Source organism: Antricoccus suffuscus (genome assembly GCF_003003235.1).
GTDB classification, from domain to species: domain Bacteria; phylum Actinomycetota; class Actinomycetes; order Mycobacteriales; family Antricoccaceae; genus Antricoccus; species Antricoccus suffuscus.
Map to the genome: position 1 here is coordinate 41,645 of NZ_PVUE01000010.1, position 21,852 is coordinate 63,496.

17 protein-coding genes are annotated in these 21,852 nt (G+C 64.7%); 10 read left to right on the forward strand and 7 right to left on the reverse strand.

Annotation, left to right across the window (positions count from 1 at the left end):
• The first annotated feature begins 35 nt into the window (after positions 1–35).
• The 3 genes from glnA (CLV47_RS12610) to CLV47_RS12620 all read left to right on the forward strand — a co-directional run bounded on the left by glnA (CLV47_RS12610) (position 36) and on the right by CLV47_RS12620 (position 5,315).
• On the forward strand, positions 36–1,391 hold the full coding sequence (gene glnA / locus CLV47_RS12610; protein ID WP_106349402.1) for a type I glutamate--ammonia ligase: 1,356 nt from the start codon (positions 36–38) through the stop codon (positions 1,389–1,391).
• A 106-nt stretch (positions 1,392–1,497) separates the two neighbouring features.
• Entirely contained in the window at positions 1,498–2,295 is a 798-nt protein-coding gene (locus tag CLV47_RS12615) for a type 1 glutamine amidotransferase (protein WP_106349403.1), read from the forward strand.
• Positions 2,295–5,315: a bifunctional [glutamine synthetase] adenylyltransferase/[glutamine synthetase]-adenylyl-L-tyrosine phosphorylase gene (locus tag CLV47_RS12620; protein ID WP_106349404.1), complete on the forward strand. Its 3,021-nt coding sequence runs from the start codon at positions 2,295–2,297 to the stop codon at positions 5,313–5,315. The genes CLV47_RS12615 and CLV47_RS12620 overlap by 1 nt, the downstream gene beginning before the upstream one ends.
• Here the strand turns inward: CLV47_RS12620 and CLV47_RS12625 are convergent.
• Entirely contained in the window at positions 5,303–6,142 is an 840-nt protein-coding gene (locus CLV47_RS12625) for a Sir2 family NAD-dependent protein deacetylase (protein WP_106349405.1), read from the reverse strand. The two genes, CLV47_RS12620 and CLV47_RS12625, sit on opposite strands and share 13 nt — an antisense overlap.
• Before the next feature lie 33 nt (positions 6,143–6,175).
• Between CLV47_RS12625 and CLV47_RS12630 the strand changes: the two genes are divergently transcribed.
• Positions 6,176–6,775, forward strand: a complete 600-nt coding sequence (locus CLV47_RS12630) for a hypothetical protein (RefSeq protein ID WP_106349406.1) — start codon at positions 6,176–6,178, stop codon at positions 6,773–6,775.
• 1 nt (position 6,776) lies between these two features.
• Here CLV47_RS12630 and CLV47_RS12635 read toward each other — a convergent pair whose 3' ends face one another.
• Positions 6,777–8,462, reverse strand: coding sequence for a long-chain-fatty-acid--CoA ligase (locus CLV47_RS12635; protein WP_238145429.1), 1,686 nt, complete (start codon positions 8,460–8,462; stop codon positions 6,777–6,779).
• Between the two features lie 119 nt (positions 8,463–8,581).
• Between CLV47_RS12635 and CLV47_RS12640 the strand changes: the two genes are divergently transcribed.
• The 3 genes from CLV47_RS12640 (at position 8,582) to CLV47_RS12650 (ending at position 11,389) form a co-directional block, all read left to right on the forward strand.
• Positions 8,582–9,199, forward strand: coding sequence for a TetR/AcrR family transcriptional regulator (locus CLV47_RS12640; RefSeq protein WP_202862556.1), 618 nt, complete (start codon positions 8,582–8,584; stop codon positions 9,197–9,199).
• 10 nt (positions 9,200–9,209) lie between these two features.
• Positions 9,210–10,580: a phosphotransferase family protein gene (locus CLV47_RS12645; protein ID WP_106349504.1), complete on the forward strand. Its 1,371-nt coding sequence runs from the start codon at positions 9,210–9,212 to the stop codon at positions 10,578–10,580.
• A gap of 80 nt (positions 10,581–10,660) precedes the next feature.
• Positions 10,661–11,389 (forward strand): haloacid dehalogenase type II, encoded by a 729-nt coding sequence (locus CLV47_RS12650; RefSeq protein WP_106349408.1) that lies wholly within the window; start codon positions 10,661–10,663, stop codon positions 11,387–11,389.
• Between the two features lie 55 nt (positions 11,390–11,444).
• Here CLV47_RS12650 and glnA (CLV47_RS12655) read toward each other — a convergent pair whose 3' ends face one another.
• Positions 11,445–12,869 carry a type I glutamate--ammonia ligase gene (gene glnA / locus CLV47_RS12655; RefSeq protein WP_106349409.1) on the reverse strand — a complete coding sequence of 475 codons (1,425 nt, stop codon included), beginning with the start codon at positions 12,867–12,869 and terminating at the stop codon, positions 11,445–11,447.
• A 155-nt stretch (positions 12,870–13,024) separates the two neighbouring features.
• Between glnA (CLV47_RS12655) and CLV47_RS12660 the strand changes: the two genes are divergently transcribed.
• Positions 13,025–13,423, forward strand: a complete 399-nt coding sequence (locus CLV47_RS12660; RefSeq protein WP_106349410.1) for an RDD family protein — start codon at positions 13,025–13,027, stop codon at positions 13,421–13,423.
• Positions 13,424–13,426: 3 nt separating this feature from the next.
• Here CLV47_RS12660 and CLV47_RS12665 read toward each other — a convergent pair whose 3' ends face one another.
• From CLV47_RS12665 to CLV47_RS12675, 3 genes are all read right to left on the reverse strand, one after another.
• The gene (locus tag CLV47_RS12665) at positions 13,427–14,221 is read right to left on the reverse strand and encodes a DUF4191 domain-containing protein (RefSeq protein ID WP_106349411.1); all 795 of its coding nucleotides are present in this window, start codon (positions 14,219–14,221) and stop codon (positions 13,427–13,429) included.
• A gap of 105 nt (positions 14,222–14,326) precedes the next feature.
• Positions 14,327–15,337, reverse strand: a complete 1,011-nt coding sequence (gene lipA / locus CLV47_RS12670; RefSeq protein WP_202862557.1) for a lipoyl synthase — start codon at positions 15,335–15,337, stop codon at positions 14,327–14,329.
• Positions 15,338–15,386: 49 nt separating this feature from the next.
• Positions 15,387–16,406 (reverse strand): hypothetical protein, encoded by a 1,020-nt coding sequence (locus CLV47_RS12675; protein ID WP_106349412.1) that lies wholly within the window; start codon positions 16,404–16,406, stop codon positions 15,387–15,389.
• A gap of 215 nt (positions 16,407–16,621) precedes the next feature.
• Here CLV47_RS12675 and leuS point away from each other — a divergent pair, with 215 nt between their 5' ends.
• Positions 16,622–19,492 carry a leucine--tRNA ligase gene (gene leuS, locus CLV47_RS12680; RefSeq protein ID WP_106349413.1) on the forward strand — a complete coding sequence of 957 codons (2,871 nt, stop codon included), beginning with the start codon at positions 16,622–16,624 and terminating at the stop codon, positions 19,490–19,492.
• Here the strand turns inward: leuS and lipB are convergent.
• Positions 19,473–20,141 carry a lipoyl(octanoyl) transferase LipB gene (gene lipB / locus CLV47_RS12685; RefSeq protein ID WP_106349414.1) on the reverse strand — a complete coding sequence of 223 codons (669 nt, stop codon included), beginning with the start codon at positions 20,139–20,141 and terminating at the stop codon, positions 19,473–19,475. The two genes, leuS and lipB, sit on opposite strands and share 20 nt — an antisense overlap.
• A gap of 195 nt (positions 20,142–20,336) precedes the next feature.
• Here lipB and CLV47_RS12690 point away from each other — a divergent pair, with 195 nt between their 5' ends.
• Positions 20,337–21,809, forward strand: coding sequence for a hypothetical protein (locus tag CLV47_RS12690; protein WP_106349415.1), 1,473 nt, complete (start codon positions 20,337–20,339; stop codon positions 21,807–21,809).
• The last annotated feature ends 43 nt before the right edge of the window (positions 21,810–21,852 follow it).

Genomic DNA, 21,852 nt, shown 5'->3' on the forward strand with positions numbered 1-21,852 from the left:
GCGTACGAGCCAACCGTGATCTGTGGGAGTTCGCAGTGGATCGTCAGCAACAGTTCGTTCTTCGCACGCTCGAAGAGCGTGACATCAAGTTCGTTCGGCTTTGGTTTACCGACGTTCTGGGCTATCTCAAGGCGGTGGCGATTGCGCCGGCCGAACTCGAAGGGGTCTTCGCCGAGGGCATCGGCTTCGACGGGTCGGCGATCGAGGGTTATACCCGCACGTATGAAAGCGACATGGTCGCGCACCCGGACCCGACCACGTTTCAGGTCATCCCACTGGAGAACGGGCAGCCGTCGGACACCGCGCGGATGTTCTGTGACATCAAGATGCCGGACGGTTCGCCGTCCTGGGCCGATCCACGCCATGTACTGCGGCGCGTGCTGGCCAAGGCCTCGGACATGGGTTTCAGTTGCTACACGCATCCGGAGATCGAGTTCTTCCTGCTCAAGGATGGCCCGGACGCGCGCCCGCCACGCCCGGTCGACCGCGGCGGCTACTTCGACCTGCCCACGCACGAAACGGCGCACGACTTCCGCCGACGCGCGGTCACGGCGCTGGAGGCGATGGGTATCTCGGTCGAGTTCAGCCATCACGAGGTCGCGCCCGGTCAGCAGGAGATCGACCTGCGGTACGCCGATGCGCTGACTACCGCAGACAACATCATGACCTTCCGCCACCTGATGAAAGAGGTCGCGCTCGATGAGGGCGTGTATGCCTCGTTCATGCCGAAGCCCTTTACCGACCACGCGGGCTCCGGGATGCACACCCACATCTCGCTGTTCGAGGGCGACCGCAACGCCTTTCACGACCCGACGGACGAACTGACACTGTCGAAGACCGCGCGATACTTCATTGCCGGGATTCTCAAGCACGCGACCGAGATCACCGCGGTGACCAACCAGTTCGTCAACTCCTATAAGCGGCTCTACGCTAGCGAGCTGAGCACAACGACGTCCGAGGCGCCGGCCTGGGTGTGCTGGGGTCACGCCAACCGGTCGGCTCTGATCAGGGTCCCGCTCTACAACCCCGGCAAGGCCAGCTCGACGCGGCTTGAGGTGCGTTCACCCGATCCAGCCTGTAATCCCTATCTGGCCTTGGCGGTCCTGATCGGCGCCGGGCTCAAGGGCATCGAAGAGGAGTACCAGCTGCCGCCGGGCGCCGATGAGGACGTGTCGCTGCTGACCCCGGCCGAGAGAAAGGCGCTCGGCTTCCGCGACCTGCCGCACAATCTGGGGGAGGCGCTGGGACTGATGGAGGAGTCCGACTTCGTCGCAGAGATCCTCGGCGAGCACGTGTTCGACTATTTCCTGTCGAACAAGAACGTTGAATGGCTTCGTTACCGTGCGCAGGTCACTCCGTTCGAGCTCGACGAGTTCCTGCCGGTTCTCTAGCGCAGTGAGCAGCCACAGCAAGCGCGTCACGAGTCATGACTTACGCGGGCGTTCCTCGTCCACGTGGCCGCCCAACGACGCCTCGCGCAGACCGTAGACTGACCACGTGCCTATCTCTGATGCCGCTACCGCGCCCGATGCCGACAAGCCATTCATCATCGTCGAGCATGATGCGAGCAACCCGCCGGAGCGGCTCGCTGACTGGCTCAGTGCGGCCGGCGCGTCGTACGTCGTAGTCAAACCGCACGCGGGCGAACCACTGCCGACCGACCTCTCGCCGTACGCTGGCATCCTGATGCTCGGTGGGCAGCAGGTCGCGCAGCGGGTGGACGACGAGCATTTCCCGTGGCGCCAGGCCAGTCTCGACATGCTGCGCACCGCGATCTCGCAGAAGGTGCCCACGTTGGCTGTATGTCTGGGATCGCAGTTGCTCGCGATAGCAGGCGGAGGCACCGTCGAGCGCGGTGACCAGGGCAAGGAGCTAGGTCACGGTCTGGTCGCGCGGCGCGATGCGTCGTACCAGGACCCGCTCTTTATCGACCTGCCGATGACGCCGGACGTGATGCAGTTTCACGGTGATGTCGTAACCGTGCTTCCCCCGGGCGCGACGCTTCTGGCGACCGGTGCGGTGTACCAAAACCAGGCGTTCCGGATCGGTGACAACGCGTGGGGCATGCAGTTCCACATCGAGACCGAACCACAGACGTATGCCGAGTGGTTCGAGGTCGGACGCGACCGCCTTGAACAGAAGGGCTACGACGTCGACGGCATGATTGAGCGGGCCGTGCGCTACCACGAGGACATGCCCGGTGTCTGGGCGCCGTTCATCGCAAAGTTCGTCGACATCGCCGCAAAGGCATCTCGGGAGGTCGGTTCCCACGCGGCCGCGGAAGACGACCGGTAGTGGCCCCGGACACGCGGCGCAGGCGGCCTAATAACGCGTCCCGACTCGGCTTCATCGACGCGGAGCGCACGATTCGCTTCCTCGACGAGTTGGGGCTGACCAAGGACGGCGGGGAGTACGTCGACGACGCCGCACGCGAGGTCGTCACCGCGCTCGCCGCGACCGGCGACCCGGACGAAGCGGTCCTCAGCGTGTTGCGGCTGAGCGAGACCGCCGAGGGCGCCGCGCTGATACCCGCGATGCGCGACAACGCCGGATTCACCGCCCGACTGGGCGCCGTGCTCGGGGCATCGCGTGCGTTGGGCGACTGGTTGATCGCTAACGGTGACCAATGGCGACTGTTACTTGAAATCCCCGACCAGGACCGGCTCATTGAGGACATTGCGCGCTGCGTCGGCGCGGACCTCGCCGATCCCTATACCGGCTCGGGCGGCACTCTGGCCAGTACTACTGGTACCGAGGCAGTATCGCTACTTCGTCTGGCGTACAAGAGATGTTTGCTGGAGGTGGCGGCGCGTGACCTAGTTGGGGAGGCGTCCGTCGAAGAGGTCGCCGATCGGTTGTCGGTCATGGCAGACGCGCTCGTGCAGACCGCTCTCAGCGTTGCCGCCGCAGAGTTGGCCGAGCGTGCCGAGGGTGTCCGGCTGAGTGTGATCGCGATGGGCAAATGCGGGGCGCACGAGCTCAACTACCTGTCCGACGTCGACGTGATCTTCGTCGGGGAGCCGATTGGGTCATTCTCGGAGACCGACGCGTTGCGCAACGCCGCCCATTGGGCCAGCGAGATGATGCGGATCTGCGGCGATGTCGCGTGGGAAGTTGACGCAGCACTACGCCCGGAAGGCAAGTCCGGCGCGTTGGTGCGCACCATGGATGGGCATCGGTCCTACTACCAGCGCTGGGCGCGCACCTGGGAGTTCCAGGCGCTGCTCAAAGCCCGTCCGATGGCTGGCGATGCCGCCCTTGGTGCGCAGTACACCGACGAGATCGCGGCGCAGTGCTGGACGGCTGTCGAGCGGGACGGTTTTGTCGAGGACGTGCAGGCGATGCGGCGCCGAGTCGAGGAAAACCTCAACGACAACATCGCGAGCCGGGAGCTCAAGCTCGGTCCCGGCGGCCTACGGGACATCGAGTTCTCGGTGCAGTTGCTGCAGATGGTGCACGGGCGCACCGATAGCGCGATCCGCCCGGCCGCGACGCTCGAGGCGATTCAGGCGCTTTCCGACCGCGGCTACATCGGTCGCACCGACGCCTCCTCGCTCAGCGACTCGTATCGATTCCTGCGCATCTTGGAGCACCGGCTTATGCTGCAGCGGCTGCGACGTACCCATCTGCTGCCGGACACGGCAGAGGATCTACGGCCTATCGCCCGCACGCTCGGCTACGGCGTCAGCGGGTCGGGGGACGAAGCCAAGGCGCTTCTGAAGGATCGAGCCAACCATGCCCGCGAGGTACGCCGCCTCCACGAAAAAGTCTTCTATCGCCCGCTGCTGACCGCGGTCGCCGCGTTGCCGGGAGAAGCGATGCGGCTGACCACTGAGGCGGCGGTCGATCGGTTGCGCGCTCTTGGGTTCGAGCGGCCAGACGGCGTACTCAAACATGTCGAGGTACTCACCGCGGGCACAAGCAGGACCGCTGCCATGCAACGGATTTTGCTGCCGACGATGCTGGCGATGTTTGCCGATTCAGCAGATCCGGACGCGGGCATTTTGGCCTACCGCCAGGTGTCCGAGCAGCTGGGGCACACCCCTTGGTACCTGCGGTTACTACGCGACGAAGGTGCCGTTGCGGAACGGCTCGCGCACTTGCTCGGCTCTAGCCGCTACATCGCATCGCTGTTTGGCCGCGCGCCCGAGGCAATCCAGATGCTCGCTGAGGTGTCTCATTTGCAGCCGCGGATGGTCGCCGCGTTGGAGATCAAGATGCGCGGTGCCGCACAGCGCGCCACCACCTCTGACGACGCGATCTCGGCGATCCGGTCACTGCGCCGCGGCGAACTGGTGCGGATCGCCGCCGCGGACCTTTTGGGGTACGCCGACATCGACCAAGTCGGCAATGCGCTGTGCGCGCTCAACGACGCGACCGTGCGTGCGGGCCTGTTCGTAGCCATGCGCGAGGTCGCCGGAGACCTCGGTATTTCTGTCGACGAGTACCCGTGCGTGGTCTCGGTGATCGGTATGGGTCGGTACGGCGGCCAGGAGCTGTCCTACGGCTCTGACGCCGATGTCATCTACGTCTATGACACGGTCGAGGGCGCCGATCCGGTACACGCGGCCAAGATCGCGAACCGGACCGTTGAGCTGATGGGCCGCATGCTGGGCAAGCCGGGGCCGGACCCCGCCCTCGGCTTGGACGCCGATCTGCGGCCCGAGGGCAAGCAAGGCGCGCTGGTGCGATCGCTGTCCGGGTACGCCGAGTACTACGCGCGCTGGTCGCAGATCTGGGAAGCGCAAGCACTGCTACGCGCTCGCCCGGTCGCCGGCGACGACGTACTCGGGGCGCGTTTCCTTCAGCTGATCGACCCCATCCGCTATCCCACGGGCGGTATCGATGATGCGCAGCTTCGCGAGATACGGCGGATCAAGGCGCGTGTGGATAATGAGCGGCTGCCGCGCGGCGCGGACCCGACCACGCATCTGAAACTGGGGCGCGGCGGGTTGGCCGATATCGAGTGGACGGTGCAGCTGTTGCAACTGCAGCATGCGGCCGTACATCACGGCCTGTGGACCACGGGCACGCTGTCTGCGCTGGATGCCGCGGTGCAGGCAGAGTTGATCGACCCGGATGATGCGGATGCCCTGGAAGAGTCATGGCGGTTGGTTTCTCAGTGCCGCGATGCCAACATGCTCATCAAGGGCAAGGCCTCCGACCAACTTCCCCATCATGCAAGGGATCTGGTCGCCGTCGCGCGAATTCTCGGCTACCCCACGGACGTCGGTGCCGGCCAGTTCCTCGACGACTATCACCGGGTTACCCGGCACGCGCGTGCCGTTGCCGAAAAGCTGTTCTACGAGACCTGAGGGATCTGTAGGTCGGTAATGAGTACGGCGAGGGTCTCGCTGCAGCCGGACTCGATTCGGACATCCGCGAACTCATCGCCGCGGGTCGCGCCCCGATTGACGATCGCGACCGGGATGCCGCTGCGTGACGCCCAGCGCACGAAACGCAGCCCGGACTGCACGTGCAGGCTGGAGCCGAGCACGAGCAGTCCGGTCGCGGCTTCGACCAGGTCGCGGCAGTGCTCGACCTTCGGTTTAGCGACGTTCTCGCCAAACAACACGACGTTGGGTTTGAGCACGCCGCCGCAGATCAGGCACGGCTGAGTGTAAAACGAGTCGGTGTCTTCGATGTCGGCGTCGGCATCCGGCGCAGCCGCGCCGTCGTACTGTTCGAGAAAACCGGGATTGGCTGCGGTGAACCTGGACTGCAAGAACTCGCGCGACGATACGGTCCCGCAGTTCAGGCAGATGACCTCGCTGATCCGCCCGTGCAGGTCGATCACGGGCGAACTGCCGGCGTCCTCGTGCAGGCCGTCGACGTTTTGAGTGATGACGGCGTCGACGAAGCCGAACGTCTGCAATTTAGCCAGCGCGACATGCCCGGCGTTGGGGTCGGCGCGGCGGAACTTTGCGAAACCGACATAGCTGCGTGCCCAGTAGCGCTGGCGGGCCGTCTCGCTAGCGGCGAACTCCTGAAAGGTCATCTGAGTGCGGGGGACCGCATCCGGGCCGCGATAGTCCGGGATGCCTGAGTCGGTGCTCATTCCGGCGCCGGTCAAGGTCACCACACCACGCGTGGCAACAAGGTCGGCTAGCGCGTGGCGAAGGTCAGATGGTGCAGTCGGCATAACTCATTCTTACGTGAGCGATAGGTTGGGCGGGTGGAGCAACCCGCCGAACGTACCCCGAAGCTCGTGCCCATGCAGGCAGTGCCCAACCCTTACACCGATGAGTCGCCGCTGGTGGTGCGCAACCGGCCCTGGCGGGACAACCTGACCATCACACTGTTGGGTCTGGTATTGATCCTTGGTACGTCGGCGTACCTGATCTGGTCGCTGGTCACGGGGGAGCCGTCTCACGACGCGGCCGGGCTGCTCGCCGTCATCGGCATACCACTTGGTGTGGTGCTGTTGTGGTTCATGTTTCGGCTGGGCACCGGTGCCGTCGTGGCGCTCGGGGATGAGACCATCTCGCGGGTCGTACGGCGACCGGAGGCGCACACCGCGTCGTACGCCGTGCGCGACATCAGTGGCGGCATCTACGCGGCTAACGTCAAGTACAGCGCGCTGAGCAGACCCGGTGCGGAGCTGGTGCTGTTTGTTCCTGGGGGCCGGCTGCTGTGGCTCGCGGACGGGATTAGCGCGCGGGACATCGGCCGGCTCGCTGTGGCATTGAGCAGCCACCACATCGACGAGATCCCCGGTCAGATCCGCAACCGCACGCTGCGGGTGATCATGCGGAAGATCAACACCGAGCGCTGACCTACGGGCGCGGCGCCGCGGCGCTGTTACGCAGCTTGAACTTCTGGACCTTGCCGCTGGCATTGCGGGGCAGTACATCGGCGACGATCACCGCCGACGGCTTCTTGTACGACGCGAGCCGTTCCCGGCACCACGCGATGACCTCATCCTCGGTCGGCGGGTCGGCCGGATTCGTCGGTACGACGTACGCGACCGGCGTCTCCACCCACTTCGGGTGCGGCGTACCGACGACTGCGACCTCGGCGACTTTCGGATGCGCGTCGATCGCGGCCTCGACCTCGGCGCAGTAGATGTTTTCGCCGCCGGAGATGATCATGTCCTTCGCCCGGTCCACGACGGTGATGAATCCTTCCTCGTCCATCACGCACAAGTCACCGGAATGGAACCAGCCACCGCGAAACGCTTCGGCCGTGGCCTCGGCGTTCTGCCAGTACTCCTTCATCACCGTCGGCCCGCGGTACACGATCTCACCGACCTCGCCCTGCCGCACATCGTTCATGTCCTCATCGACAATCCGCGCCTCCACGTCGGGCACCGGCGTCCCGACCGTGCCCATCTTGCGGATCGCGTCCTCGCCGCGCAACACACACGTCACCGAGCTCATCTCGGTCTGTCCGAACATGTTGAAGTTCGGCGTACCAGGAAAGGCATCCGCCATCGCCTGCAGCACCGAGGGCGGAGCGATCGACGCGCCCCAGGAGATCCGTCGTAATGACGCCGCGCGCTCGGTCACGCCGGGCACCGCGCAGATCTCCTTCCACTGCGTGGGCACGAAGTAGCAGGAAGTGACCTTGTCGCGCTCGAAATGCGCGACCACGTCTTCGGCAGCGAAGTTGCCCGACGGCATCAAGATCGTGTGCCCGCCGGCCATCACGTAGTTCAGAATGCCGTTGAGGCCGCCGATGTGGAACAACGGCAACCCGGACAGCCACACTTCACCGTCGGTGGCGATGTCCTGCCCGACCATAGCGGTCATCGAGTTCATCATCAGGTTCATGTGCGTGATGACCGCGCCCTTCGGCCGGCCGGTCGTACCCGAGGTGTACATGATGAACGCCGGGTCGTTCTCATCGACGTCGATCCCAAGATCGCTGTCGTCGCCGCAAAGCACTGCCTCATAGGCCAGCGCGCCGACCCGATCGTGGTCGCCGCCGCACACCACCAACTGCACGTCCTGATCGAGTGCGTCGCGGACCGCCGCGGCGTCCGCGGCCAGTACGTCGTCGGCGAGCAGCACCCGCGAACCGGAGTTCTCCACGACGTACTGCGCCTCGTGCGGGGTCAGCCGGAAGTTGACCGGGACCGCGATCGCGCCGAGCCGCACGATCGCGAAGTACGACTCGATGACCTCGAGGCGGTTTTGCATGAACACCGCGACCCGGTCACCTCGTCCCACGCCCAACGACTGCAGTCCGCGCGCGAGACGGGTGATCCGGCTGTCCATCTCGCCGTACGTGCGGTGCACGTCACCGAAGCTGAACGCCGGCCGCTCAGGGTGTTTACGCGCGCGCCGCGCGAACTGCTCGCCGAGCGACATTCGCCGAGCGGCGTCGATCGACACCGACACGATCAGCCCTTCCGTCCGGTGAACCCGAAAGGGAAGTTGCCGACGTCGGGGGAGATCTGCGAATCCAAGGTAATAGCCTTCCCAGAAGATGTTGCCGATTAGGTTTGAACACTTGTTCATCGAACATACTCTGTGTGAAGAATTACGACAATGGTGTCGCATAGGAAGTTTTTGGGTACAACAACGTTCACGCGTAGGTTAGACTGACCGTATGTTCATCTCAAGAAGGCATCGTTAGCGTGCCGCCGAAGCTGCGTACGACGACGCTCCTTCTGCCGGACGACGAGCCGACCGCGGCCGCAATCCTCAGCGCCGCCGTACAAGTCATCGGCACGCGCGGCTACCACGGTACGTCGGTGCGTGACATCGCCTTAGCCGCAGGGGTCAGTCCGGGCTCGCTGTACAACCACTTCAGCTCCAAACAAGACCTGCTCGTGACAATAATGAACCGTGCCATGGACGGGCTGATCACCGCGACCGAAGAGGCCCTTTTCGAGGCCCCCAACGATCCGGTCGCACGACTGATGGCCGTGATTCGGGTGCACGTGGGAAGCCACGCGATGGGCACGCGGGAGAGCCAGATCGGTAACTCTGAGCTGCGCAGCCTCAGCCCGGCGGCGCTCGCTCTGACGGTGTCCAAACGCGATACTCAGCAGCGGATGTTCAATCGGGTCGTGCAGGACGGCGTGGCAAAGGGCGTGTTCCACACCAAGGACCCGCACGAGGCGGCGCGATTCATCTCCTCGGCGTGTACGGCGGTCGCGATGTGGTTTCGGTCAGATGGCCCGGACTCGGTCGATGAGGTCATCGAGAGATATCAGCGCGTAGCGCTCGACGCAGTAGGTTACGGCAAGTGAATGGATGAAGATGGCGAATAGCGACGAGGCCGAGGTGCTGGCCGCCGCACTGCAGACCCGGCTTGGAAAGGTATTCGACGGCCGCGTTGTCGTCGAGGATCTGCAGCCATTGACGATGGGCGCAAGCCGGGATATCTGGTCGATGACGGCCCGGTTCGCCGACGGCACTACGCGCGGGCTGATCCTGCGCCGTGATCCACCCGCGGCGCCTCGGCCGGAACAGATGGCCCGCGAAGCTGCCGTGCTCACCAGCGCGAAACGCGCCGGCGTACCCGTGCCAGAAGTCGTTGACCACGGTGACGCGAGCAATGGCGTTGGCTCGCCGTACGTCTTGATGGAGAAGCTCGACGGTGAGACCATCCCACGCAAGATCTTGCGCGACCCCGAGTGGGCCGGCGCACGTGATGGCCTGGCGAGGTCACTGGGCCAGATCATCGCGCGAATCCATCAGATCCCGCGTGAGTCAGTCCCCGGCCTCCAGGAGGTCGACGCGTTTGACTCGCTCGAGCAGGAGTACCGGGCGAGCGGTGTGCCGTCGCCGGCGTTCGAGCTCGCATGGCGTTGGCTGCGGGAGCACCGTCCGCAGCAGGGGACCAGCACCGTCGTACACGGCGACTTCCGGCACGGCAATTTGATGATCGACCACGCGGGCGTGGCCGGCGTACTGGACTGGGAGCTCGTGCACATCGGCGATCCCATCGAGGACCTCGGTTGGGTGTGCGTCAAGGCGTGGCGCTTTGGCGCGGCGCCGGTCGTCGGGGGGTTCGGCACCCGCGAGGAGCTCCTAGATGGTTACGCCGAGATCAGCGGCAGCCGTCCCGACCTGGAGACGTTGCAGTGGTGGGAGGTTCACGGCACGATCCGCTGGGGCGTGATCTGCCGTCGGCAAGCCAACCGTCACCTGTCCGGGTCCGAGCCGTCGCTCGAGCTGGCCATGATCGGCCGCCGGTTCAGTGAAAACGAGCATGACGTACTGCTGGCGCTGGGTCTGACTAAACCGCACGAGGTCATCGACCCGATCAAATCGGCCGAAGGTACTCCGGATCCGGTCTTCGACGACCCTACGGCCAACCAGCTGCTCGAGGTGCTCGGCGACTATCTCAAGGGCCGATCTGGCAGCGACGTGCCCGCGTACCTCGACCGGGTCGCGGGTAACGCCGTCTCGGTGGTCAGGCGCGAGGTGCTGGTCGGGGACCAGCTGCGCTCCGAGTATGCCGCCCGCCTCGCTGCGCTTGGCTATGACAGCGAGCCCGCGTTCGCATACGCGATCCGCGACGGAGCAGTCGATCCGGCCGATGAACAGGTGCTCGATGCGGTGCGTTTCGGCGTCGAGGCGCGTATGACCGTCGACAACCCACGCTACCTATCGCTGCCCGGCTAACGGAGATCCGCGAGAACTCGACAGGCGATCCGCGGCAACTTGACGCTCTGGGAATTTGAGTAGGTCGTAGGCTGGCGCGTATGGCAATCAACAGTGAAGCGCTCGCGGGCGTAAAGGTGCTCATGTTCGACTTCTACGGCACGGTCGTCGACATGCAGGACGGGCTGACGAGGGCGATTACGCCGTACCTGGCTTCGAAGGGCTACACCGAAAACCCGCCGAACCGGTTAGTGACGTGGTGGCGGCGTACGCATTTCGAGAACTCGATGATTGACGCGTTACTCGACCAGCCGCACATTTCCTACCGCGAGATCGGTCGACAAGCGGTCGACTACACGCTGACCCGCGCGGAGATCGACCACACGATGGACGAGGTCAACGAACTGGTGGCTCAGATCGAGCGGCTGGATCCGTTCCCGGACGTCGTACAGGCATTGACGACCGTCAAGGATGCCGGGCTTCGCCTGGTCATTCTCTCGAACGGCGATCCCGACATGCTTGCCGCCGGCGTACCGTTCTCCGGCACCGAGCACCTCTGGGACCGCGTGGTCTCGGTGGCCGAGGCCGGAAAGTTCAAGCCGCACTATTCGACGTACCGCACGGCCGCGCGGCTGGCCGGCGTGGAACCGGCGGAAGTGCTGTTCGTGGCTAATCATGCATTCGACTGCATTGGCGCGAAGGCGGCCGGGATGCGTACGGCGTTCGTCGATCGCCGAGAACGGCCTTTCGGCAACGAGTACTACCAGCCGGACCTCGTCGTACGCGACGCCGCGCACCTCGCGAGTGCGATCCAGCAGATACAGCCCTAATGGGAAGGTTTGATGCGCTCAGCGCACCAAACCTTCCCGCTAATTGACGGTTGGGCTAGATGTCGTAGTACATCTCGAACTCGTGCGGGTGCGGACGCAGTCGGATCGGGTCGATCTCGTTCTCACGCTTGTAGCGGATCCACGTCTCGATCAGATCTTCGGTGAATACGCCACCTTCGAGCAGGTAGTCGTGGTCGGCCTCGAGTGCATCGAGTACGGCGGGCAGGTCGGCTGGGACCTGGTCGACGGCTGCAGCCTCGTCCGGCGGCAGTTCGTAGAGATCCTTGTCGATCGGCTCGGCCGGTTCGATGCGGTTGCGGATGCCGTCGAGGCCCGCCATCATCTGCGCGGCGAACGCGAGGTAGGGGTTGGCCGACGGGTCCGGCACGCGAAACTCGACGCGCTTCGCCTTCGGGTTGGCGCCGGTGATCGGGATGCGGATGCACGCCGACCGGTTGCGCTGCGAGTAGACCAGGTTGATCGGAGCCTCGTAGCCGGGTACCAGCCGGTGGTAGGAGTTGACCGTCGGGTTGGTGAAGGCAAGCAGGCTAGGTGCGTGGTGCAGCAGGCCGCCGATGTAGTAGCGCGCCGTGTCCGACAGCCCGGCGTACCCGGTCTCGGAGTGAAACAGCGGCTTGCCGTTCTGCCACAGGCTCTGGTGGGTGTGCATGCCCGAACCGTTGTCGCCGAACAGTGGCTTCGGCATGAAGGTGACCGTCTTGCCGGCCGCCCACGCGGTGTTCTTGATGATGTACTTGAACAGCATCAGCTGGTCGCCGGCGCGCTGCAGGGTGTCGAACTTGTAGTTGATCTCGGACTGCCCGCCGGTGCCGACCTCGTGGTGTCCGCGTTCAATGATGAATCCAGCCTCCTGCAGGTTGATCATCATCTGGTCGCGCAGGTCGCCGTAGCGGTCGTACGGCGCGACAGGGAAGTAGCCACCCTTGCCGCGTACTTTGTAGCCCTTGTTGCCACCCTCTTCCTCACGACCGGTGTTCCAGGAGCCGACTTCGGAGTCGATGTGGTGGTACGCCGAGTTGATTGTCGTGTCGTAGCGGATGGAGTCGAAGATGTAGAACTCGGCCTCAGCACCGAAGTAGGCCTGATCGGCAACGCCGGAGCTGGCGAGGTATTCCTCGGCCTTGCGAGCGATGTTGCGCGGGTCGCGGGAGTAGGGCTCGCGAGTGATCGGATCATGCACAAAGAAGTTGATCAGGAGGGTCTTGGCCGCACGGAACTGGTCGATCGTTGCAGAGCCGATGTCCGGCAGCAGCAACATGTCCGACTCGTGGATCTCCTGGAAACCGCGGATCGAAGAGCCGTCGAACCCGAGTCCTTCCTCGAAGGTGTCTGCGCCGAAGTCCTCGGCGGGCACCGTGAAGTGCTGCATCGCCCCAGGTAGGTCGCAGAAGCGAACGTCGACGAACTTGACGTCCTCCTTCTCGATATAGCTAACTAACTCTTCCTTTGAGCTAAACATCAATCCTCCGCGGTGGTGGGTGGTCGTGTTCGAGAATAGAGGTTGGTCGTTGCTCCTTGGTCACTTGCTTGTTTCCGTCGCGTTACGGCGCGTCCGCGACCTGCGGAAACGAGTGTGAACCCGGTTACTCCGTTGTGCCGAATACGCTAGTGCACATGCCCACCACCCCGTACCCCGGCCAGAACCTTGGCCTTCCCCAAGAGGGACCGACGTCCGTTGCAACTTATGGCCGGCGGGTTGGTGCGTTTGTCATTGACGCGGTGATCGCCGGGGCAATCACCTGGATCTTCACGGTTCCTGATCTGCCGCAGAACTGGAGCCTGCTGACGTTCTTCGTGATTTACACCTTGTCGTCGGCGTTTCTTGGACGTACGCCGGGGATGATGGCGACCCGGATCCGGCTGGCCACCGACCGCGAAGGTAAGCAGCTGGGACTGTGGCGAGCGGCGGTGCGCACCGTATTGACCATGATCGTGGTGCCGGCCGTGATTAGCGATGGCGACCGGCGAGGGCTGCACGACAAGGCGGTCGGCACCACGGTCGTCAACGACTGAAGCCTAGCCGCTGCGGCGACGGAGCTGACGGGAGTTGACCGCCATTTGGCGCCCCTTCGGCAGCGGCCCGTGCGGTACCGGCATCTTCGGCGCGCCGACTGCCTGAAGCCGCTTGGCCAGGGTGCGCACCTCGGCAGCCTGGATATTGCGCGGCAACTTCATAATGTGGCTGTTGAGCTTCTTGAGCGGTACTTGTCCCTCGTCGTTGCCGACGTGGATGTCGTAGATCGGGGTGTCACCGACAACCCGGGAGAGGCGGCGCTTTTCCTGCGCGAGCAGAGACTTGAGGCGATGGGGATTACCCTCGGCTACCAACACGATGCCGGCGCGGCCGATCACTCGGTGCACCAGGTCGGACTGCGCGTTGCCGGCGACGCCTTCGGTGACTCTCCAGTCGCCGCGCATCTGCTTCATCGCCCACGGCGCGGCGCCGGCCTGGCCCTCGGCCTGCGCGAAGGTAGTGCGTCGGGCGCGGAAGGAGAAGACGAAGAGTCCAGCCAGCAATGCGACCAGCAGTGCCGGCACGATGCCGAAGAAGAAGTTGGACGTGAACAGCGTGAACGCGGCGTACACGATGACGGCACTGCCGATTGCTGCCAGCAGGATCCAAAACGGTAGCCGCGGGTCCTGTGGCTTGAGCATTTTGTATGCCTGCCACAGTTCACGCACGCGCGCAAAGCGCTGCTTCTTGACCTTCGGCGCTTTGGCCTTCTTGCTGCCCGACTTGGGCGCGGATTTCTTGCCGAACCGGGAGCCCAGCTTGGAGCCGGTCTGGGGGGTGGTGGATTGCTTCGCCATAAGGACTCCGATTCTAGTCGCTCGTCTGCCATCACTCGCCGTCGGTGGCTATCAGGACTTCAGCCGGCCACCCGGTGAGCCGCCTGTGCGCCAGATCGCCGTCGGTCAGCGGCGGACAAGCGAGGACGCCTCCTGCAACGCAGGCGAGGTGGCCTTCTCGGCCAGGTGACTTAGGTGTTCGGGGATCGGTCGTCCACGGCGCATCATCGCCTGCGCCCACAGGCGTCCGGCGCGGTACGACGAACGGACCAGGGGACCGGACATCACGCCGGCAAAGCCGATGTCCTCGGCTTCGGCGGCGAGGTCCACGAACTCCTGTGGCTTGACCCAACGGTCCACCGGATGGTGGCGCGGCGACGGGCGCAAGTACTGCGTGATCGTGATCAGGTCGCATCCCGCGTTGTGCAGGTCGCGCAGCGCCGCACTGACCTCGGCAGGCTCCTCGCCCATACCGAGGATGAGGTTGGACTTCGTCACCATTCCGGCGTCGCGCGCGAGCGTGATGACACCGAGCGAACGGTCGTAGCGAAATGCCGGCCGGACCCGTTTGAAGATCCGCGGGACGGTTTCGACATTGTGCGCAAAGACCTCCGGCTCGGCGTCGAAGACCTGCCCGATCAGCTCGGGTTTGCCTGAGAAGTCCGGCACGAGGATCTCGACGCCGGTGCCGGCGCTTCGTTCGTGGATCTGCCGCACAGTCTCGGCGTAGAGCCACGCGCCCTCGTCATCAAGGTCGTCGCGGGCGACGCCGGTGACGGTCGCGTAACGCAGGCCCATCTGTTGGACGCTGTCCGCGACGCGCCCCGGTTCCTCGCGATCGAACTGCGCCGGCTTGCCGGTGTCGATCTGGCAGAAGTCGCAGCGCCGGGTGCATTGGTCGCCGCCGATCAGGAACGTTGCCTCGCGGTCCTCCCAACACTCGAAAATGTTGGGACAGCCAGCCTCCTCACACACCGTGTGCAGGCCCTGCGATTTCACCAGCGATTTCAGCTCGGTGTAGGCGGGACCTGTGCGCAACCGGGTCTTGATCCATTCCGGTTTGCGCTCGATGGGTACTTCGGAGTTGCGAACCTCAAGGCGCAGTAGTTTGCGCCCTTCCGGCTGTATGGAAGTCACGCGTTGACCTTACGTTCCAATCGTTGTGTGCTGCCCTGCGGTGGACGCGCTACTTGGTGTCTGTTCCGTCGTGCTTCGGCGGTACGTCGGTCGGCTTCGGAGAGCTGTCGGCCGCTGGCCCGCCGTCCTTGGGTGCGCCGTCCTTGGGTGCGCCGTCCTTGGGTGGGCTGGTCGGCGCTGCGGGAGCCGCTGGCGCACCCGGCGTCGACGGAGCCGCTGGCGCGCCCGGCGTCGATGGAGCCGGGGTGGCGGCTGGTGCAGTGGCGCTGGGTGTCGTAGACGGTGTGGGAGGAGTCACCGGACGGCTCGGTTCCTGCCAGGTCACGCCCGGGTCGGCGGTCGCCTTGCGGACCGCGACGGCGGCGACGCCGGCGCCAACGAGCAGGAACGGCCACTTGCGCCGCTTCTTCTGTGGCTTCGCCTTCTTGGCCTGCTTCTCGGCGGCGCGCTGGGCCTTGTCCGAGGCCTTCAGCAGCTTCTTCTTCTGCTTCTTGGTGACCTTCTTCGCGGCTTTCTTGGCGTCGCTCTTGCGGCTCTTGGCCTCGTCGCGTGCGGCCTCCTTCGCTTCGTTGAGGGCGGCAATGGCGGCGACAGCCTGCTCGCGGGCGGCCTTGCGGGCTTCCTTGACCGTGACCTTGGCGGTGTCCTTAGCCGATCCGGCGCGGTCCTTCGCGATGGCGGCGGCGTCGGCGCGTGACTCGGCGAACTGGTCGCGTGCCTCGGACACGTGGTCCTTGACGTAGTCGACGGCCGGTGACAGAGACTTGCGAGCGGTCTTGGCGACATCGGTGGCGGCCGATTTCGCGTCGGAGGCGACCGGGCTGAATGACTCACGGGCCGACTTGGCCACCCCGCTCGCGGCGTGCCGCGCGTCGGCAACGACGGGGCTGAACGACTCGCGCGCGGTTTTCGCTACGTCGCTCGCGATGTCTTTCGCGTCGCCGAGCTTGGTGGTGAGTGCAGATTTGGCGTCGCCAAGTTTCTCGTTCACATCATCTATGACTGCATCAGTGTTGTTACGACGTCCGAGCATGCGTGGTCCCTTCAGAAGTGGCGGTACTTGCTCCATCTAACCAGTCCTGGGCGTAATTCGCTCCGCGATATGATTTGGTCCATGTGTTCAGTACGGCGATAGCACTGCCAGGTAGGGCGGCATACACGCGTCCCACCGGGTGCCGATGGCTCCCCTCACTGGGTGTGGCGTACCCCGCTGCATATGCGGGGTTTTTTCGTGCCTCGAACCGTATCGCCGGATGACGCACCAGACGAAGAGGACTTGACGAAGTGACTACTGATAACACCGCAGATATCCCGCCGTACCGCTATTCGGCGGCGCTCGCGAGTGACATCGAACTGTCGTGGCAGGACCGGTGGGATGAGAGCGGCGTATTCCATGTGCCCAACCCGGTGGGCGACCTCAGTGATGGTTTCGAAAGCGTCAAGGACCGGCCACACCTGTTCGTCAACGACATGTTCCCTTATCCCTCGGGAGAGGGGCTGCACGTCGGGCATCCACTCGGCTTCATCGGTACCGACGTCTACGCGCGATTCCAGCGGATGAACGGCAGCAACGTCCTGCACACGATGGGCTTCGACGCGTTCGGGCTGCCCGCGGAGCAGTACGCCGTCGAGACCGGTCAGCATCCGCGCGTCACGACCGACAACAACATCGCGACGTATCGCCGGCAGCTGCGCCGACTCGGTCTCGGGCACGACCAGCGCCGTTCGATCTCCACCACTGATGTCGACTATTACAAGTGGACGCAGTGGATCTTCCTGCAGATCTTCAACTCTTGGTACGACGAGGATCAGGGCAAGGCGCGCCATATCGACGAGCTGATCGCGCAGTTCGAGTCGGGTGAGCGGGCCATCGGCGAGGAACACGGCCCGGCCTTGGCCGGCGCGGCCTGGGCCGACCTGGACGACGTCTCGCGCCGTACCGTCATCGACGCTCATCGGCTGGCCTACATCAGCGAGGCCCCGGTCAACTGGTGCCCTGGGCTCGGCACCGTGCTGGCCAACGAAGAGGTCACCCCCGAGGGTCGCAGCGATCGCGGTAACTTCCCGGTGTTCAAGCGTCCGATGAAGCAGTGGATGATGCGGATCACGACGTACGCCGACCGTCTCATCGCGGATCTGGAACGGCTGGACTGGCCGGACAAGATCAAGACGATGCAGCGCAACTGGATCGGCCGCTCGCAGGGCGCCGCCGTACGCTTCGCCACTCCTGCAGGTGATCTGGAGGTATTCACGACGCGACCGGACACGTTGTTCGGTGCGACCTTCATGGTCATCGCTCCCGAGCACCCAATGATTGGCGCGCTGACGCCCAAGACGTGGCCCGACGATGTACCGGAGGCATGGAAGGGCGGCGAGTCCAGTCCAACCGAGGCCGTCGCGGACTACATCGTGAAATCCAGCCTTCGTACGGATATCGACCGGCAGGGCGACGATAAAGAGAAGACCGGTGTTTTCGTTGGCTCCTACGCGACAAACCCGCTGACGGGCAAGGCGATTCCCATTTTCGTCGCCGACTACGTGATGATGGGCTACGGCACCGGCGCGATCATGGCGGTCCCGGGCCAGGACGAACGCGACTGGGCGTTTGCCGAGAAGTTTGACCTGCCGATCGTGCGCACCGTGCAGCCTCCAGAGGACTTCGACGGCAAGGCGTACGTCGGCGACGGCCCGGCCATCAACTCGGTCCGTGAAGACGGCGCCTTGGACATCAACGGAATGCCTATCGCAGAAGCGAAACAGGCCGTGTTCGAGTGGCTCGAGGCGAGCGGACTGGGCAAGCCGACGACGACATACAAGCTGCGCGACTGGCTGTTTAGCCGTCAACGTTACTGGGGCGAGCCATTTCCTATCTTGTACGACGAGACCGGGATGCCCGTCGCCGTACCAGAGGACATGTTGCCGGTAGAGCTGCCGGAAATCGACAACTTCGCCCCTAAGACAGGGGATCCGACGGACGCGTCCAGCGAACCGGAACCCCCGCTCGGCCGCGCACCGGAGTGGGCGTCGGTCACTCTTGACCTTGGCGACGGGCCCAAGCAGTACCACCGAGAGCTCAACACGATGCCACAGTGGGCCGGATCGTGCTGGTACGAGATCCGCTACACCGACCCGACCAACAGCGAGCGGTTCGTCGATCCAGCGCTTGAGGAATACTGGATGGGGCCGCGGCACGAGGGTGACACCGGCGGCGTGGACCTCTATATAGGTGGCGTCGAACACGGCGTACTTCACCTGCTGTATGCGCGTTTCTGGCACAAGGTGCTGCACGACCTCGGTCACCTCATTAGTGAAGAGCCGTTTCGGCGACTGTTTAACCAGGGCTACATCCTGGCCGCGTCATATACCGATGCGCGTGGAATGTATGTCAAGGCAAGCGAGGTAGAGGAACGCGACGGCAAGTATTACTTCGACGGCGCCGAAGTCACCCGCGACAACGGCAAAATGGGCAAGAGCCTGAAGAACTCGGTTAGCCCGGACGAGATGTACGAGCAGTATGGCGCCGATACGCTACGGCTGTACGAGATGTTTACCGGTCCGATGGACCAGTCCCGGCCGTGGGAAACCAAGGCCGTTGTCGGACCGCAGCGGTTGTTGCAGCGCATCTGGCGCAACTGCATCGACGAGGAGACCGGAGACCTGCGGGTGGCCGACGTCGAGATCAGCGATGAGTCACTTCGCCTGCTGCACAAGATCATTCTCGCTGTGCGTGACGGGATGTCGACGTTGCGCTACAACATCTCGATCGCCAAGCTGACCGAGCTCAACAACCACATCACCTCGACGTACGCCGAGTCACCTCCACGCGCGCTGCTGGAGCCGCTAGTGCTGATGCTCGCGCCGCTGGCACCACACATCGCCGAGGAGCTGTGGCAGCGACTCGGTCACGACCAGTCGCTCGTCTGGGCGGACTACCCAGTCGCGGACGAGTCGCTCGCGAAGGACGACTCGATCGAGATTCCGGTGCAGGTCAACGGAAAGGTCCGTGCGACCGTCGAGATCGCGCCGGACGCCGACCGTGACGTCATGGAGACGGCGGCGCGCTCAAGCGACAAGATCGCGGCCGCCATCGACGGCAAGGAAATTCGCAAGATCATCGTCGTACCAGGGAAACTCGTCAACTTCGTAGTTGGCTAGCGACCTCTGGCTGGGCGAATACGGGGCTTGTGGTGAGCGACTCGCGCAGCGCGACTTCGACGCGGTCGATGACCTCGTCGATAGGCACTTCGCGTCCGGTTTCCTGACTCAGCGACGTCACCTCCGCGTCGGCAAGGCCGCAGGGGATGATCTGCCCGAATGCCGCCATGTCGGGATTGCAGTTGAGGGCGAACCCGTGCATCGTCACACCGTGCGCGACTCGTACGCCGATGGCGGCGATCTTGCGATCAGGGCCGTCGCCGACGATCCACACGCCGCTGCGGCCGTCGACCCGAGTGGCCTCGACACCGACCGACGCGCACACCTCGATGAGGATCCCTTCGAGGGTACGGACATATTTGACAACGTCGATCGGATCGGCCAGTCGCACGATCGGATAACCGACCAGCTGGCCCTCACCGTGCCACGTGATGTCACCGCCGCGGTCGACGTCGATGACGGGTATGTCGCCGGATGGCCGATTCTCGGGGCGGGTGCGCTTGCCGGCGGTGTAGACCGATGGGTGCTCGAGCAACAGCACGGTGTCGCCTCGTAGCCCGTTGACGTGGTCGTCGTGTAGTTGCTGCTGGAGCTCCCACGCGACGGTGTAGTCGATGCGTCCAAGGCGGCGGATGTCAGCGTCAGTCATGCGGACAAACTTACTCGCGGCCGGTCGGCCCCTGTCGCGCCCACCTCCTCGCTGTCACGGCTATCTCAGCGCGACAACGAGGAGCCTGCTGAGACAGGAGCGTGCCGAGATCCGGTTCGGGGTCGCAGTCGGCCCGCGTTCGTGGCTGTGGATAACTTTTCGCGCGACCGCGCTGTTCGCTCTAGCGTGGCTGCCATGAGTTGGAAGGTGCCGGGCTACCGAGCCGATGTGCTCGAGGACACTGACCGCGATCTGGAGTCGTGGCGGGGCATCGATGTGTCGACCGGTGCCGAGGTCGTCCTGCGCAGGAGTCGCGGTCACGCCGGTCACGTTGAGGTGGCCGAATGGCGATCATCCGCCATCCAGGGCATCGACCACCCCGGTCTCGCCGCGCCTCGTCAGCTTTTCTGCCACGGAGACGACCTGGTCGTGGTGTACGACGCGCCCGGCCTGAGGGCCGAGCCGAGGCTCGACTCGCGGGTGTCTTCGACGGATGTCGCGGCGTTGCTTTGCGCCGTGGCGGGCCAGTTGCACGCGTTGCACGCCGCCGGAATGACGCACGGCTCGATTGGGGCGACTACAGTGCGCCGCGGTCACGACGGCGCGGTCCTCATCGGCGCTGCGGAGGCCGGGCTTCGCGACGGAAGCCGCGATGACCGAGCTCTGGACGACGTGCGATCGCTGGCCGGCCTCGGGATGGATCTGTTGGGCTCGGCCGGGGACCGCCGCACGGATGACGCCGCCAGCGAGCTGACTGCGATCCTTGAGGCGGCCGCAGCCGCGGAGCCGGACGGGGACGATCCCTGCGACCCGGAGCCGAGTGCGGACCTGGTGCGGCACTGCAAGCCGTTGGCTTGTGACGAGGCGACCGCGACTATCCGGGCAAGCGCCGGGTCTGATCGCCCAGACCGGACCGAGTACGTCGCACGGCACCGTCGTACGCCGGCCCGTCGCCGCTGGAGTCGAGTACGCCGCAACCGTCCGGTGGGTACCCGACCAGGTCCCACGGCGGACCGAACGGCCTCGAGGCCCGCCCGCACGTCGATGCGTCGATACCGTCGCGTCGGGCCTGCGCGGGTCGGTGTTGTTTCCGGACCGGCGACCGGGATTGCGATTGTTGCCGTGCTGGTGGCGATTGCGGCGTGGTTAGGCACGGTGTGGGGCGGCGGCGCCCCGCAGCGGGGCCCGGTGCCGACGGCTGCAGCGCATCAGCCGGTGCAGCCCAAAGACACGGCGGCACTCGATGCGACCGGTGGACCGGACGGGTTTGATGCGAACTCGGCTTCACCGGCACAGTGGGCTGATTACCTCAACGCGCTCTACGTCGAGCGAGCAAGTGCGATCGACAGCCGGACCGCGGAGTCGCTCGACCGCGTTTACACTCCATCATCCCCGCAACGCGCCGCGGATCTGTCGCTGATCGCTATGCTCGTCAACTCCGGTGCCCGAATCGATGGTTTTGCCCCGGAACTCGTTGCCGTCAACGACATCTCTCGCGTTGGACCGACAGCGGTTCTCAGCGTCGCTGACCGAATTCCGCCGTACGCCTTGGTAGAGGCGACCGGTATCGCCACATCACACGCCGGACGAGACGAGCAGGCGGTGACGCTCACCCTCGAACTCGTCGCCGGCAGATGGCTGATCGACACCGCGATCCGAGCGGCCTAACCGTCGCGGTTGAACCCGGATGCCGGTCACGACTACCGCGGGT

Coding starts and splice junctions, on each gene's coding strand:
- CLV47_RS12625 (WP_106349405.1), bottom strand. CDS start 6,142: ATGCCGACTGCACCATCTGACCTTCGCCACGCGCTAGCCGACCTTGTT.
- CLV47_RS12635 (WP_238145429.1), bottom strand. CDS start 8,462: ATGAACAAGTGTTCAAACCTAATCGGCAACATCTTCTGGGAAGGCTAT.
- CLV47_RS12645 (WP_106349504.1), top strand. CDS start 9,210: ATGGCGAATAGCGACGAGGCCGAGGTGCTGGCCGCCGCACTGCAGACC.
- CLV47_RS12650 (WP_106349408.1), top strand. CDS start 10,661: ATGGCAATCAACAGTGAAGCGCTCGCGGGCGTAAAGGTGCTCATGTTC.
- glnA (WP_106349409.1), bottom strand. CDS start 12,869: ATGTTTAGCTCAAAGGAAGAGTTAGTTAGCTATATCGAGAAGGAGGAC.
- CLV47_RS12660 (WP_106349410.1), top strand. CDS start 13,025: ATGCCCACCACCCCGTACCCCGGCCAGAACCTTGGCCTTCCCCAAGAG.
- CLV47_RS12665 (WP_106349411.1), bottom strand. CDS start 14,221: ATGGCGAAGCAATCCACCACCCCCCAGACCGGCTCCAAGCTGGGCTCC.
- CLV47_RS12675 (WP_106349412.1), bottom strand. CDS start 16,406: ATGGAGCAAGTACCGCCACTTCTGAAGGGACCACGCATGCTCGGACGT.
- lipB (WP_106349414.1), bottom strand. CDS start 20,141: ATGACTGACGCTGACATCCGCCGCCTTGGACGCATCGACTACACCGTC.
- CLV47_RS12690 (WP_106349415.1), top strand. CDS start 20,337: ATGAGTTGGAAGGTGCCGGGCTACCGAGCCGATGTGCTCGAGGACACT.